Here is a 13,495-nt window from a genome sequence, read left to right on the forward strand (position 1 = left end):
AAGCGCAAGAGATCGAGCGCACAGTCAGATCGCCGACCGTGCGCGAGACTGCAATCCCGAATCCCGAATCCCGAATCCCGGCGTTCAACCACGCCGGCTATGCCGCTGCACCGCCTCCACCAGCGCGCCGACATGTTCGGGCTGCATGTCCGGCGACAGCCCATGGCCGAGGTTGAACACATGGCCGTCCAGCGAACCGCCGTTGCCGTCGGCATAGCTGCGCAGCACGCGCTGCACTTCGTGGTCGATCGCCTCCGGCGCGCCGTACAGCATCGCCGGGTCCAGGTTGCCCTGCAGGGCGACGCGGCCGCCGGTGCGGCGCGCGGCGTCGGCCAGGTCGATGGTCCAGTCCACGCCCACGCCTTCGGCGCCGGAGCCGGCCAGCTCTTCCAGGTAGGGTGCGTTGCCCTTGCCGAACAGGATCAGCGGGGTGCGTTCGGCGCCGTCGCCGCGCGCCAGTTCGCGGGCGATGCGCTGCAGGTAGGGCAGGGAGAACTCGCGGTACATCGCCGGGCTCAGCACGCCACCCCAGGTGTCGAACACCTGCAGCGCCTGCGCGCCGGCCGCGCGCTGGGCCGCCAGGTAGGCGATCACCGCGTCGGTGTTGACCGACAGCAGTGCGTGCAGCGCCGCGGGGTCGTTCAGCGCCAGCGCCTTGATCCGCGCGTAGTTGTCGCTGCCGCCGCCCTCGACCATGTAGCAGGCCAGGGTCCAGGGGCTGCCGGAGAAGCCGATCAGCGGCACGCTGCCATCCAGTTCGCGGCGGATCACCCGCACCGCGTCCATCACGTAGCGCAGCTCGGTCTCCATGTCCGGCACGCCGAGCCTGGCGATCGCCGCGGCGTCGCGCACGGGGTGGCGGAACTTGGGGCCTTCGCCTTCGACGAAGTACAGCTCCAGGCCCATCGCATCGGGAATGGTGAGGATGTCCGAGAACAGGATCGCCGCGTCCAGCGGGAACCGCGCCAGCGGCTGCAGGGTCACCTCGCAGGCCAGTTCCGGGGTCTTGGCCATGGCCAGGAAGCTGCCGGCGCGGGCGCGGGTGGCGCGGTACTCGGGAAGGTAGCGCCCGGCCTGGCGCATCAGCCACACGGGGGTCTGGTCCACGGGCTCGCGGCGCAGCGCGCGCAGCAGGCGGTCGTTCTTGAGCATGGGGATTCCTTAGCGCGGCGCGTCGGCGCCACGAGTGAACATGACCTGGAAGCCGCGCTTGAGCTGGGCGTCGCGGGCTTTCTCGAAGGCGGCGTTGGCGTCTTCCTGCTGCAGGTAGAGTTCGCGCCGCAGCTGTGCGCGGCCGCCGATCTGGCCGCTTTCGCGCAACAGTTCCCAGCCGCCGAGCAGGTCCGGCTGCAGGGTCAGCTGCAGGTAGCGTGGCGGCTCGTTGCCGTCGGGGCGTTGCTGGAGGAAGACGCGCATGCGCCGATTGTAGCGGGTGCCGGTGCAGGCGACGTGGCCCGATCGGCGGAACGCAGCGGCCGCTCAGCCGGCACGGAAGCCGCGCCGGTAGGCCGACGGCGGCAACCCCAGGTCGCGCGTGAAATGCAGGCGCAGCGCGCCGGCGCTGCCGAAGCCGCAGTCGGCGGCGATGCGCTCCAGCGGCAGGTCGGTGCGCTCCAGCAACTGCTGGGCGCGCACCAGCCGCTGGTGCGCCAGCCACTGCACCACGGTGGTCCCGGTCACCTGGCGGAACTGCCGGGTGAAGCTGCGCCGGCTCATCCGCGCGTGCGCGGCCAGCGCATCCAGCCGTTGCGGCTGGTCCAGGCGCTGCAGCATCCAGTCCAGGGTCGGGCCCAACTGGGCGTCGCGGCGGCTGGCCGGCAGCGGCTGTTCGATGTATTGCGCCTGCCCGCCCTGGCGATGCGGCGCCACCACCAGGCGCCGGGCGATGCGGTTGGCGACGTCGGCGCCGTGGCGGCGCCGCACCAGGTGCAGGCAGCAATCGATGCCGGCCACGGTGCCGGCCGAGGTCAGCACGTCGCCGTCGTCCACGTACAGCACGTCCGGCTGCAGCCGCACCTGCGGATGGCGCTGCGCGAAGCGCGCCAGCGCCGCCCAGTGGGTGGTGGCGGGGCGGCCGTCGAGCAGGCCGGCATCGGCCAGCACGAAGGTGCCCAGGCACAGCCCGACCACCTGCGCGCCGGCGGCGTGGGCGCGGCGCAGCGCCTGGCACAGCGCCGCCGGTGCCGGCTCGGCGGCATCGCGCCAGGACGGCACGATCACCGTGTCGGCACCCTCGAGCGCCTCCAGGCCGTGCTGCACCTGGATGGCGAAGCCGGCGTCGGTGCGCAGCGGACCCGGGTCGGCGGCGCACACGCGCAGCTCGAAGGCCGGCAGACCGGGGTCGGGCCGCGCTTCGAACACCTGGCAGGGCACCGCCAGGTGAAAGGGGCTGATGCGGTCGAAGGCGACCACGGCGATGCGATGCGGCGACATGGCCCGATTCTAGCGAAAATGGTGTTTCGGGCCACTCGTCGGTGCGGGTGCGGCGGCCACACTGGCCGCTCCTTCGCCCCGGAGCCACCGCATGTCCTCTCCCCGCCGCGCCCTGCTGGTCATCGATGTCCAGAACGACTACTTCGAGGGCGCGCTGCCCATCGCCCATCCGCCCGTGGCGCAGTCGTTGCCCAACATCCTGCAGGCGATGGATGCCGCACAGGCGCACGGCGTGCCGGTGCTGGTGGTGCAGCACACCGCGCCGGCGCAGGCGCCAGTGTTCGCCGACGGCAGCGCCGGTTGGGCGTTGCACCCGCAGGTCGCCGCGCGGCCGCATGCGCGCCTGCTGCGCAAGACCTGGCCCAGCGTGTTCGCCGACACCGACCTGGCCGACTGGCTGCAGCAGCACGCGATCGACACGCTGACCGTGGCCGGCTACATGACCCACAACTGCAATGCCTCCACCGTGTACGAGGCCTTCCATCGCGGGCTGGCGGTGGAAGTGCTGGGCGACGCCAGCGGCGCGCTGCAGTACACCAACGCCGCCGGCCAGGCCAGCGCCGAGGAGATCCACCGGGTGTTCGGGGTGGTGTTCCACAGCAACTTCGCCGCGGTCGCCGACACCGCGCAGTGGATCGCGGCAGTGCAGGCAGGGCAGCCGCTGCCGTGCGACAACGTGCTGCAGTCCAACCGCCGCGCGCGGGGCCTGGCATGAGCGGCGTGCCGCGGGTGCTGCGTGCGCGCGACTTCACCGGCACCCGCGCCTGGGAGGCGCTGCCGGTGGCGCTGCTGGACGGGATCGGCGTGCGCATCCATTGGACCGACCAACCGTACGTTTGGCACGTCAACGATGGGGCGGAAGTATTCGTGGTGCTGGACGGGCAGGTGCGGATGCGCTGGCGCGTGCACGGCACCGAGCAGGTGGCGCTGCTGCAGGCCGGCGACGTGTTCCATGCGCCGGAGGGCACCGAGCACGTGGCGCACCCGCAGGGCCCGGCGCGGGTACTGGTGGTGGAGCGCGACGGCAGTCCGTGAGCGTTCGGGCACACCCCTGGCCGGCCTGCGCCACGGTCCTCGCCCACGCGGTGGGCGGAGACATGGGTCTGTCGATGACGTGTGCACGGCGCGACACAAACCGCATCTAAGCATGTGCGTTCTATCACGGAGCCATCACTGTCGATCTGGCGTCATTGGGACAGGCTATGCCGCTGCGTGCGCACAGAGATCCTGGTGTCACGGCATCGCCAATCACCACGAGTGCGGACGCGGCCTGCATGCGAAGCCAGAGCGATGGGCGGTTCCCTGGGCAGCACCCAAACGTCGGCGCGGAACGCGATCACGCCGCGCGCCACGCTGCCATCCACGAAGACAGTGCGGCGCCGCGCGCAGCACGCCTGCGTGCGACGGGATACGCGATGCCACACGCTGCGCGCGGTGTGGGCCGGGTGGCGCTGCTGGCAGGCCTCGTCGCAGTCAGCCTGCTGATCCTCGGCGTGTGGGTCTGGCGCGCACATCGCCAGCAACCTGCGCCGGCGCCCGAACCCTTGCGCGTGCAGACCCTGATCGTCGCCCCGCACCGGGTGCCGGACATCATCGAGACCTCCGGCACCCTGCTGTCGCCGCAGACCGTGGAGGTGCGCGCGCAGGCCGACGGGGTGCTGCAGTCGGTGCTGATCCATGACGGCGAACAGGTCCACGCCGGGCAATTGCTGTTCACCATCGATCCGCGGCCGCTGCGCGCGGCGTTGGCGCAGGCGCGCGCCACCCTGGCCCGCGACCAGGCGCTGGCGGCGGATGCGGCCGATACCGAGGCGCGCTACGCCAAGCTGTCCAGGACCGGCGCGGTCGATCCCAAGACCTACACCACCGCCGCCGACACGCTACGCTCGCTGCGCGGCACCGTCGCCGCCGACCAGGCCCAGGTCGAGCAGACGCGGCTGTCGCTGGCCTACACCCAGGTCCGCGCGCCCATCGACGGCCGCGCCGGCGCCATCGCGGTCAAGCCGGGCAACCTGGTGTCCAGCGGTTCCAGCACCGCGCTGGTCACGCTCAACGTCAGCACCCCGATCGAGGTGCGTTTCGCGCTGGCGCATGTGCAGGTCGATGCCGTGCGCGCCGCGCCGCTGGGGCATCAGGGCCTGGGGCTGCCGGTGCTGGCGCTGGATGCGGTGAGCGGCACGCTGCTCGATCGCGGCGAGGTGGCGTTTCTCGACAACGCCTTCGACACCAGCAGCGGTACGTTGGAGTTGCGCGCACGCTTCGCCAACGCCGGCGCCACGCTGTGGCCAGGGCAGTTCGTCACCGTGCGGGTGATCCTGGCGGAGGACCCGCAGGCGCTGTCGGTGCCCGAGAGCGCCCTGCAGCAGGGACAGCAGGGGCCGTACGTGTACTGCGTGGTCGATGGCCACGCTGCGGCGCGGCCGCTCAGCGTGGCGCGGATGGTCGACGGGCAGGCGGTGATCGCCAAGGGCCTGCGCGCGGGCGACCGCGTCATCCTCACTGTGCCCAACGAACTGCGCGACGGCAGCGCGGTGCAATCCGGCAACCCGCACGCCACGCCGAACGCGGCGGCGACGGGACGGCATGCGTGAACCTGTCGGCGCTGTTCATCCGCCGCGCGGTGATGACCTCGGTGCTGATGATCGGGCTGGTGCTGGCCGGCGGCATGGCCTACTTCGCGCTGCCGGTGAGCGAGCTGCCCGACGTCAGCTTCCCGACCATCACTGTCAACATGTCGCTGCCCGGCGCCAATCCCGAGACCATGGCCGCGGCCGTGGCGACGCCGCTGGAGCGCCAGTTCAGCGGCCTGCCCGGGCTGGACACGATGAGCTCGACCAGTAGCGTCGGCAGCACCCGCATCGTGTTGCAGTTCGCGTTGAGCCGCAATGTCGATGCCGCCGCGCAGGACGTGCAGAACGCGGTGTCGCAGGCGGCCGGCCTGCTGCCGCGCGAGATCAATCCGGCGCAGATCCAGAAGGAGGATCCCAGCGCCGCGCCGATCATGCACCTGATCCTGCGTTCCAAAACCATCGCGCTGCCGCTGCTCAACCAGTTCGCCAAGGACCGCGTGGCGCTGCGCCTGGCCTCGGTGCCGGGCGCCGGCCAGATCGACGTCAACGGCGCGCAGAAGTACGCGGTGCGCCTGTTCGTCAATCCGCACCTGCTCGCCGCCCGCCACCTGGGCTTCGACCAGGTGGTCTCGGCGGTGCAGGCGGGCAACAGCAACGCGCCGGCCGGCACGCTGATGGGGCGCGCGCGGTCCTACACCGTGCGCGCCGACGGGCAGCTCAAGCGCGCGGCCGATTTCGACGCCATGGTGCTGAGCTATGCGGACGGTGCGCCGGTGCGCCTGCGCGACGTCGGCCATGCCGAGGACAGCGTCGAGAACCTGCAGACCGCCGCCTCGCTCAACGGCCAGCGCGCGATCGAGATCAACATCCACCGCCAGCCGGGCGCCAACACGCTGTCGGTGACCCAGGGCATCCAGGCGGCGCTGCCGGGGATCCGTGCGCAGTTGCCCGGCGACGCCCAGCTCGACGTGCTCTACGACCGCGGCGACTACATCGGCGCCTCGGTGGAGGACGTGGAGTGGACCCTGTTCGGCTCGCTGGTGCTGGTGATCGTGGTGATTCTGCTGTTCCTGCGCAGCTGGATGGCGACCCTGATCGTGGCGCTGGTGCTGCCGACCTCGCTGATCGGCACCTTTGCGGTGATGCGCCTGCTGCACTTCAGCCTGGACAACATCTCGATGCTGGCGCTGACCCTGTCGGTCGGCTTCGTCGTCGACGACGCCATCGTGGTCATCGAGAACATCGTCCGCCACGCCGAGCAGGGCGCCAGCCGGATGGATGCGGCCATCGCCGCCTCGCGCGAGATCGGCTTCACCGTGCTGTCGATGACGGTGTCGCTGTCGGCGGTGTTCCTGCCGATCGTGTTCATGGGCGGACTGGTGGGGCGGTTGTTCTCCGAGTTCGGCATGGTGATCGCGATCGCGGTGATCCTGTCCGGCATCGTCTCGCTGACCCTCACCCCGATGCTCGCCAGCCGCTGGCTGGACCCGAAGAAGAGCACGGGCTGGGTGTTCGAGCGCTTCGACCGGCTGGTCGATGCCAGCGAACGCGGCTACGCGCGCTCGCTGGCCTGGGCGACCGAGCGCATCGGCCTGATGTGCGTCATCGGCGTGGCCACCCTGGTCGGCACCGCCGGCGTCTACGCCGTGGTCGAGAAGGGCTTCATCCCGCAGGTGGATTCGGGAAAGATCGACGGCGACACCCGCGTGCCCGAGGGCACCGCCTTCGCCGACTTCGTCGCCAAGCAGGCGGCGGTGGTGAAGATCATCCAGCGCAATCCCAACGTGGCCAACGTCGAATCGGTGATCGGTTCGGACAATTCGCTCAGCAACAGCGGGCGCCTGCTGATCGGGCTCAAGCCGCTGTCCGAGCGCAGCGGCAGCGCCGAGGAGGTGATCCAGGACGTGCGCAAGCAGGTCGCCGCGATCCAGGGCATCACCCTCAACATGCGCAATCCGCCGGCGATCGACATGGGGCCGACCGCCTCGAACGGATCGCTGCAGTACGTGCTGCAGTCCACCGACCAGAAGGCGCTGTACGCCCAGTCCGACACCATCCTGCAGCGCCTGCGGCAACTGCGCGACGTGCAGGATCCGCAGAGCGACCTGCAACTCAAGAACCCGGAGATCGAGGTGGTGCTGCACCGCGAGCAGGCCGCCGCGCTGGGCGTCACCGCCGCCGGCCTGCAGGACACCCTGGCCAGCGCCTACGGCGGCCGCAAGATCAGCACCATCTACGGCGACACCGATCAGTACGAAGTGCTGCTGCAGGTCGATCCCGCGGCGCAGGCCGACCTCAACGGCCTGGATGCGCTGTCGTTCAACGGCAACCAGAACCCAGGCATCACCGCGATCGGCACGCAGACCTCCAACAGCAGCTCCGGCACCAGCGCGGTGCTGACCGCGGCCGGCGGCCCGATGGTGCCGCTGCGCGCGGTGGCCGACGTGCGCATGGGCGTGGGGCCGGTGGCGATCAACCATTACGCCGGCCTGCCGGCGGTGACCCTGTCGATGAACCTGGCGCCGGGCGTGTCGCTGGGCGAGGCCGCCGCCGGCATCGGCAACCTGATGGCGCAGACCCTGGGCAAGGACGACGCCCGCGCCATCAGCGGCCAGTTCGCCGGCTCGGCGCAGGCCTTCGAGAATTCGATGAAGACGCTGCCGATGCTGCTGCTGATCACCGTGCTGCTGATCTATGGCGTGCTGGCGATCCTGTACGAGAACGCGCTGCACCCGATCACCATCCTGACCTCGCTGCCGCTGGCCGGGTTCGGCGCCATCCTCATGCTGGTGCTGTTCCGCCAGGAGCTCAATCTCTTCAGCTTCGTCGGCCTGATCCTGCTGGTCGGGCTGGTCAAGAAGAACGGCATCATGATGGTGGACTACGCATTGGACCTGGAGCGCTCGGGCGAGGAACGCTGGCAGCAGCCGCGTGCGGCGATGCTGGAAGCGGCCACGGTGCGCTTCCGCCCGATCATGATGACCACCCTGGCAGCGGTGCTGGGGTCGTTGCCGATCGCGCTGGGTTTCGGCGCCGGCGCCGAGGCGCGGCGCCCGCTCGGCATCGCGGTGGTCGGCGGCCTGCTGTTCTCGCAGGCGTTGACCCTGTACCTGACGCCGGCCTTCCACATCGCGATGGCCGAGTGGCTGGCGCGCCGCCGCGCACGTCGCAACGGCGCCGCCCCGCCGTCGGCGCCGACGCGGCCGGAGCCGGCCTGATGCGCGCGCTCGCACTTGGCGCCGCGTGCCTGCTGTCGGCGTGCAGCCTGACGCCGGCCTACGTGCGTCCCGCCGCACCGATCCCACCGTCGTGGCCGGTGGGCGATGCCTACCTGGCGCAGCACGAGGCCACGCTGCCGTCGCTGAGCTACCGGCAGGTGTTCGCCGACCCGCGGCTGCAGGCGCTCGTCGCGCAGGCGCTGGACCACAACCGTGACCTGCGGATCGCGCTTGCCGACATCGCCCAGGCGCGGGCGCAGTACCGGATCCAACGCGCGGCCCTGCTGCCGGAGGTGGGGACCAGCGCGACCTACACGCGCTCCTATCGCGGCAAGGGCGCGGCGCCGGCCAACGACGCCACGCAGGGCGGCAACGCAGCGGCCGCGCCGGCTGCCGGTTATGCCAGCAACTACGACCTGGGCGTGGGCGTCACCGCGTTCGAACTGGATCTGTTCGGCCGTCTGCACGCGCTGAGCACGGCCGCGCAGCAGCGCTACCTGGAACAGGAAGCCGCGGCCCGGGCCACGCGCCTGACCCTGGTCGGCGACATCGCCACAACCTGGCTGAACTACGCCAGCGACCGCAGCCTACTGACGCTCGCGCAGGACACCGAACGCAGCGCCGGCGCCAGCGTGGCGCTGACCGCGCAGCGGGTGGATGGCGGCATCGTGCCGCACTCGGACCTGGACCAGGCCAACCAGGTGCTGCATGCCGCGCAGGCCGACCTGGCCGCGCAGACCACGGCGCTGGCGCAGGACGCCAATGCGCTGCAGTTGCTGGTGGGCGCTCCGGTCGATCCGGCGCTGTTGCCGGGTTCGATCGAGGAGGTCGCGGCCAGCATCGGCAACCCGCCGGCCGGCCTGGACACCAGCGTGCTGCTGCGTCGGCCCGACGTGGTGCAGGCCGAGTATGAATTGCGCGCGGTCAATGCCCAGATCGGTGCGGCGCGCGCGGCGTTGTTTCCCAGCATCAGCCTGAGCGGCCTGCTGGGCCTGACCAGCACCGCGCTGTCGCAGCTGTTCACCCACGACGCGCGCACCGCATCGGTGGGCGCCGGCGTCGCCTACACCGTGTTCGATGGCGGCGCGGCGCGCGCCAATGTGCGCTACACCGAGGCGCAGCGCGATGCCGCGGTAGCCGGCTACGAAAAGACCGTGCAGACCGCCTTCAGTGAAGTGGCCGATGCCCTGGCCCGGCGCGGCACCATCGATGCGCAGTTGCAGGCGCAGCGCGCGCTCCTCGCCGATGCCGCCAACACCTACGACGCCAGCGCACAGCGCTACCGCGAGGGCGTGGAAAGCGCGCTGTCCAACCTGGATGCGCAGCGCAGCTACTACGCCGCGCAGCGCAGTCTGGTTGCGGTGGAACTGACCGCGGCCACCAATCGGGTGACGCTGTACCGCACCTTGGGCGGGGATGCGTCGCTGGAGGTGGCCCAGCCCTGAGTGCGCTCGGCGAGGGTGGGCAGCACGCTGCAGCCGGGAGCGCTGCAGGGCGTGCCGCCCAACGTGCGCTTACTTCAGGTGCTCGCGCAGGCCGTCGCCCGCCTGCTGGATCGCGGTTCGCACCGCGGGCACGTCGCGCAGGGCATTGAGCAGGCCGAAATCGTGGATCAGCCCGTTGTAGCGGGTCACCGTGACCGTCACGCCGGCCTGGTCCAGCTTGCGGCCGAAGGCTTCGCCCTCGTCGCGCAGCACGTCCAGTTCGGCGGTCTGGATCAGCGTCGGCGGCAGGCCGGCCAGTTGCGCCGGGGTGGCGCGCAGCGGCGAGGCGGTGATCTCGGCGCGGGCCTTGGGGTCGGTGGTGTAGTTGTCCCAGAACCAGGTCATCATGTTGCGGGTGAGGAAGTAGCCGCTCTGGAACTGCTGGTACGAGCCATCGTCGAAGCGGGCGTCGGTCACCGGCCACAGCATCAGGTCGTAGCGCAGCGCCGGCGTCCCCGCGGCCTTGGCCTGCAGCGCCACGGCCGCCACCATGTTGCCGCCGACGCTGTTGCCCGCCAGCGCCAGGCGCTTGCCGTCCACGCCGATCTGCGCGCCGTGCTCGGCGACCCAGCGGGTGGCGGCGTAGGCCTGGTGGATGGCGACCGGATACTGCGCTTCCGGCGACGGCGTGTAGTCCACATAGACGGCCACCGCGCCTGACGCGTTGACCAGGTCGCGGATCAGGCGTTCGTGGGTCGGGAAGTCGCCCAGCACCCAGCCGCCGCCGTGGAAGAACATGAAGGCCGGCAACACCTGGCCGGCCGTGTGCGGCGGCCGCACGATCACCAGGTTCAGCGGCTTGCCGTCGGCCTGGATGGTGGTGCGGCTGACCTCGGCCGGCGGCAACGGCGTATTGGCCTGGGCATCGCGCAGCACCTGCCGTGCCTGCGCCGGCGTGAGCTGCTCGATCGGCTTGCCGCCGCTGCCGTTGAGCGCATCGAGGAACGTCGCGACCGGGCGCAGCGGCGCGGGCTGGTCGGCCGGCGTCGCGGCGGTGGCGGTGCCGATCGCACCGGCCAGCAGCGAGGTGGCGAGCAAGGGAAGCAGGGTCTTCATGGCGGTTTCCTGTGGCATGCCGGGCGGTGTGCCGGCGACAGGAGTGACTTTGCGCGCCAAGACGATACGATAGGTGGCGAATCGTCCATAAAACTTTGCCCGGAGTCCAAAATGGCCGACCGCCTGGCCGCCTTGCTGACCCACTTCTCGGTCAGCGCCGAGGTCTTCCACGCTGGCACGCTGTGCGGGCTGCACCGGCTCGACGACGGCGACCGCGGGCAACTGCACCTGCTGCGCCAGGGCCACGTGGTCGTGCACAACGGCGATGGCAGCGTGCTGCGGATCGACCGGCCCAGCCTGCTGCTGTATCCGCAGCCACTTCCGCATCATTTCGAGACCGATGCGCACCGCGGCGCGGATTTCGCCTGCGCGCACCTGCGCTTCGGCGGCGGCGCGGCCAATCCGCTGGTGCGCGCCTTGCCGGCCTCCATCTGCCTGCCGCTGGACGCGCTGCGCCAGGGTGAGACGCTGCTGCACCTGCTGTTCGAGGAAGCGTTCGCGCAGCATTGCGGGCGCCAGGCGGTGTTGAATCGCTTGTTCGAGGTGGTGCTGGTGCACGTGATCCGCGAACTGATGGAGCAGGGGCTCACCGACGGCGGCATGCTCGCCGGGATGGCCGATGCGCGGCTGCGGCTGGCGCTGACCGGTATCCACGACGCCCCGGCGCAGCCGTGGACGCTGGAGAGCCTGGCCGCGCGTGCCGGCATGTCGCGCAGCGCGTTCGCGCGCAGTTTTCGCGAAACCCTCGGCTGCACGCCGGGCCAGTACCTGCAGGACTGGCGCATCGCCCTGGTACAGCGCGGCCTGCGCGAGGGACGGCCGCTGAAGCAGCTTGCCGACGAGGTGGGTTACGGCAGCGAGGCCGCGGTGTCGCGTGTGTTCAAGGCGCAGGTCGGGCAGACCCCGCGCGCGTGGCGGCAGGCACGCTGAGCGGGGGCAGTCGCGGGTAGCCGGGCGCGCGCGGACACGCGCCCGGCGGCCTGCTCGCTCAGCCGGCGGCCAGCACCGCCAGCACTTCGGCATCGTCCACGTCGGGCACGATCTCGGCGTGGCCGATGCCGCGCCACAGCACCAGCCGCAGACGCCCGGCCAGGTTCTTCTTGTCCAGGCGCATACGCGCCAGCAGCGCCTCCGGCGCCAGCCCGGCCGGCAGCGCGGTGGGCAGGCCGAAGTCCTGCAGCAGCGCGCGCAGTTTCTCCGTGTCCTGCGCGCTGGCCATGCCCAGCCGGACCGACAGTTCCGCGGCCAGCACCATGCCCACCGCCACCGCTTCGCCGTGGTTGAGGTTGGCGTTGTCCGGGGCGCCGTAGCCCTGTTCGGTCTCGATGGCGTGGCCGAAGGTGTGGCCGAGATTGAGCAGGGCGCGCTCGCCTTTTTCCAGCGGATCGCGGGCGACGATCTCGGCCTTGTGCTCGCAGCTGCGCGCGATCGCCTGCGCCAGCGCCGCCGGCTCGCCGGCCAGCAGCGCGCGGCGTTCGGCATGCAGCCATTCGAAGAACAGCGGGTCGCGGATGGCGCCGTACTTGATCACCTCGGCCAGCCCGGCGCGCAGTTCGCGCGGCGGCAGGCTGCGCAGCGTGGCGGTGTCGGCCAGCACCGCGCGCGGCGGATGGAAGGCGCCGACCAGGTTCTTGCCCTGCGGGATGTCCACCGCGGTCTTGCCGCCGACCGAGGAGTCGACCATCGCCAGCAGCGTGGTCGGCAGTTGCACGCAGTCCACGCCGCGCATCCAGCAGGCGGCGGCGAACCCGGCCAGGTCGCCGACCACGCCGCCGCCCAGGGCCAGCACGCAGGCGTCGCGGGTGGCGCCGAGTGCGGCCAGCGCGGCGATCGCCGCGGCGAAGTTGTCCAGGGTCTTGGAGGCCTCGCCGGCGGGAATCACGAACGCGCCGATCTGCAATTCCGGGCGTGTCGCCAGCAGCGCGCTGCGGACCTGCGCGGCGTACAGCGGCGCCACCTGACTGTCGCTGAGCAGCAGCACGTGGCGGCCGCGCACCTGCGCGGCGAGGGCGGTGCCGTCGTCGAGCAGGCCGGGGCCGATGCGGATGGTGTAGGCCGGGTCGCCAGCGACCTCGACCGTGCGCGATGTTGCGGTCATGCAGTGGGTTCCGGAAGTTTCCACGACGCGGCCAGGCGCACGACCAGTTGCGCGGTGGCCTCGGCCGGGGTGAGGTGGTCGGTGTCCAGGATCAGGTCGGCGACCTCGCGGTACAGCGGTTCGCGCACCGCGTGCAGGTCGCGCAGCACCTGCTCGCGGTCGCCACGCTGCAGCAGCGGGCGGCTGCGGTCGCGGTGCAGGCGCTGCAGTTGCGCGGCCACGCCCACCCGCAGGTACACCACGAAGCCGTGCTCGCGCATCTCGCGGCGGCTGTCGGCGTTGAGCACGGCGCCGCCGCCGGTGGAGATCAGGTGGCCGGGCGTGCTCAGGATGCTTTCCAGCACCGCGCGCTCGTGTTCGCGGAAACCGGCTTCGCCGGCGTGCTCGAACAGCGAGGCGATGCTGGCGCCGGTGCGCTCGACGATGGTCTGGTCGCTGTCGACGAAGACCAGGCCGAAGCGCTCGGCCAGGCGGCGACCGATGACGCTCTTGCCGGCGCCCATCGGGCCGACCAGCACCAGGTTGGGGGCGGGATTCATCCGCCGATGCTAGCAGACACCGGTGCCGCCCCGCGCGCTGCGCAGGCGCGTGCGCGGGGCCTTGCGCGGCGAAGCGTGCGTCGCGCGGTGCATGGCG

General features: G+C 71.4%; 12 protein-coding genes. 6 read left to right on the plus strand and 6 right to left on the minus strand.

Annotation, left to right across the window (positions count from 1 at the left end):
* Positions 1 to 84 precede the first annotated feature (84 nt).
* The 3 genes from hemE to J7357_RS00650 all read right to left on the minus strand — a co-directional run bounded on the left by hemE (position 85) and on the right by J7357_RS00650 (position 2,433).
* Positions 85 to 1,152 carry a uroporphyrinogen decarboxylase gene (gene hemE, locus J7357_RS00640; protein WP_209244204.1) on the minus strand — a complete coding sequence of 356 codons (1,068 nt, stop codon included), beginning with the start codon at positions 1,150 to 1,152 and terminating at the stop codon, positions 85 to 87.
* Between the two features lie 9 nt (positions 1,153 to 1,161).
* On the minus strand, positions 1,162 to 1,416 hold the full coding sequence (locus J7357_RS00645) for a WGR domain-containing protein (protein WP_010344159.1): 255 nt from the start codon (positions 1,414 to 1,416) through the stop codon (positions 1,162 to 1,164).
* 63 nt (positions 1,417 to 1,479) lie between these two features.
* Positions 1,480 to 2,433 (minus strand): helix-turn-helix domain-containing protein, encoded by a 954-nt coding sequence (locus J7357_RS00650; RefSeq protein ID WP_209244205.1) that lies wholly within the window; start codon positions 2,431 to 2,433, stop codon positions 1,480 to 1,482.
* A gap of 91 nt (positions 2,434 to 2,524) precedes the next feature.
* Here J7357_RS00650 and J7357_RS00655 point away from each other — a divergent pair, with 91 nt between their 5' ends.
* The 5 genes from J7357_RS00655 to J7357_RS00675 all read left to right on the plus strand — a co-directional run bounded on the left by J7357_RS00655 (position 2,525) and on the right by J7357_RS00675 (position 9,666).
* On the plus strand, positions 2,525 to 3,148 hold the full coding sequence (locus J7357_RS00655) for a cysteine hydrolase family protein (RefSeq protein WP_209244206.1): 624 nt from the start codon (positions 2,525 to 2,527) through the stop codon (positions 3,146 to 3,148).
* Entirely contained in the window at positions 3,145 to 3,468 is a 324-nt protein-coding gene (locus J7357_RS00660) for a cupin domain-containing protein (protein WP_209244207.1), read from the plus strand. Before J7357_RS00655 ends, J7357_RS00660 begins: the two co-directional genes overlap by 4 nt.
* Before the next feature lie 380 nt (positions 3,469 to 3,848).
* The gene (locus tag J7357_RS00665; protein ID WP_244667168.1) at positions 3,849 to 5,024 is read left to right on the plus strand and encodes an efflux RND transporter periplasmic adaptor subunit; all 1,176 of its coding nucleotides are present in this window, start codon (positions 3,849 to 3,851) and stop codon (positions 5,022 to 5,024) included.
* Complete coding sequence (locus J7357_RS00670) at positions 5,021 to 8,221, plus strand: efflux RND transporter permease subunit (RefSeq protein WP_209244208.1); 3,201 nt, start codon at positions 5,021 to 5,023, stop codon at positions 8,219 to 8,221. The genes J7357_RS00665 and J7357_RS00670 overlap by 4 nt, the downstream gene beginning before the upstream one ends.
* The gene (locus tag J7357_RS00675; protein ID WP_244667169.1) at positions 8,221 to 9,666 is read left to right on the plus strand and encodes an efflux transporter outer membrane subunit; all 1,446 of its coding nucleotides are present in this window, start codon (positions 8,221 to 8,223) and stop codon (positions 9,664 to 9,666) included. The genes J7357_RS00670 and J7357_RS00675 overlap by 1 nt, the downstream gene beginning before the upstream one ends.
* Before the next feature lie 69 nt (positions 9,667 to 9,735).
* Here J7357_RS00675 and J7357_RS00680 read toward each other — a convergent pair whose 3' ends face one another.
* Entirely contained in the window at positions 9,736 to 10,761 is a 1,026-nt protein-coding gene (locus tag J7357_RS00680) for an alpha/beta hydrolase (RefSeq protein WP_209244210.1), read from the minus strand.
* A gap of 111 nt (positions 10,762 to 10,872) precedes the next feature.
* On the opposite strand from J7357_RS00680, the gene J7357_RS00685 reads away from it, so the two are divergent.
* Positions 10,873 to 11,691: an AraC family transcriptional regulator gene (locus J7357_RS00685; RefSeq protein WP_209244211.1), complete on the plus strand. Its 819-nt coding sequence runs from the start codon at positions 10,873 to 10,875 to the stop codon at positions 11,689 to 11,691.
* A 58-nt stretch (positions 11,692 to 11,749) separates the two neighbouring features.
* Here the strand turns inward: J7357_RS00685 and aroB are convergent, their stop codons facing one another.
* Both aroB and J7357_RS00695 read right to left on the minus strand, forming a co-directional pair.
* Positions 11,750 to 12,859 (minus strand): 3-dehydroquinate synthase, encoded by a 1,110-nt coding sequence (gene aroB / locus J7357_RS00690; protein ID WP_209244212.1) that lies wholly within the window; start codon positions 12,857 to 12,859, stop codon positions 11,750 to 11,752.
* Positions 12,856 to 13,398: a shikimate kinase gene (locus J7357_RS00695; RefSeq protein WP_010344147.1), complete on the minus strand. Its 543-nt coding sequence runs from the start codon at positions 13,396 to 13,398 to the stop codon at positions 12,856 to 12,858. Before J7357_RS00695 ends, aroB begins: the two co-directional genes overlap by 4 nt.
* Positions 13,399 to 13,495 lie beyond the last annotated feature (97 nt).

It is taken from the genome of Xanthomonas sp. D-109, from assembly GCF_017746095.1.
In the GTDB taxonomy this organism is placed as follows: Bacteria; Pseudomonadota; Gammaproteobacteria; order Xanthomonadales; family Xanthomonadaceae; genus Xanthomonas_A; species Xanthomonas_A sacchari.

What these genes read in the sequence shown, in the direction of transcription:
- J7357_RS00645 (WP_010344159.1), bottom strand. Translation starts at nt 1,416, where the DNA reads ATGCGCGTCTTCCTCCAGCAACGCCCCGACGGCAACGAGCCGCCACGC.
- J7357_RS00685 (WP_209244211.1), top strand. Translation starts at nt 10,873, where the DNA reads ATGGCCGACCGCCTGGCCGCCTTGCTGACCCACTTCTCGGTCAGCGCC.
- J7357_RS00675 (WP_244667169.1), top strand. Translation starts at nt 8,221, where the DNA reads ATGCGCGCGCTCGCACTTGGCGCCGCGTGCCTGCTGTCGGCGTGCAGC.
- J7357_RS00650 (WP_209244205.1), bottom strand. Translation starts at nt 2,433, where the DNA reads ATGTCGCCGCATCGCATCGCCGTGGTCGCCTTCGACCGCATCAGCCCC.
- J7357_RS00680 (WP_209244210.1), bottom strand. Translation starts at nt 10,761, where the DNA reads ATGAAGACCCTGCTTCCCTTGCTCGCCACCTCGCTGCTGGCCGGTGCG.
- hemE (WP_209244204.1), bottom strand. Translation starts at nt 1,152, where the DNA reads ATGCTCAAGAACGACCGCCTGCTGCGCGCGCTGCGCCGCGAGCCCGTG.
- J7357_RS00665 (WP_244667168.1), top strand. Translation starts at nt 3,849, where the DNA reads ATGCCACACGCTGCGCGCGGTGTGGGCCGGGTGGCGCTGCTGGCAGGC.
- J7357_RS00695 (WP_010344147.1), bottom strand. Translation starts at nt 13,398, where the DNA reads ATGAATCCCGCCCCCAACCTGGTGCTGGTCGGCCCGATGGGCGCCGGC.
- J7357_RS00655 (WP_209244206.1), top strand. Translation starts at nt 2,525, where the DNA reads ATGTCCTCTCCCCGCCGCGCCCTGCTGGTCATCGATGTCCAGAACGAC.
- J7357_RS00660 (WP_209244207.1), top strand. Translation starts at nt 3,145, where the DNA reads ATGAGCGGCGTGCCGCGGGTGCTGCGTGCGCGCGACTTCACCGGCACC.
- aroB (WP_209244212.1), bottom strand. Translation starts at nt 12,859, where the DNA reads ATGACCGCAACATCGCGCACGGTCGAGGTCGCTGGCGACCCGGCCTAC.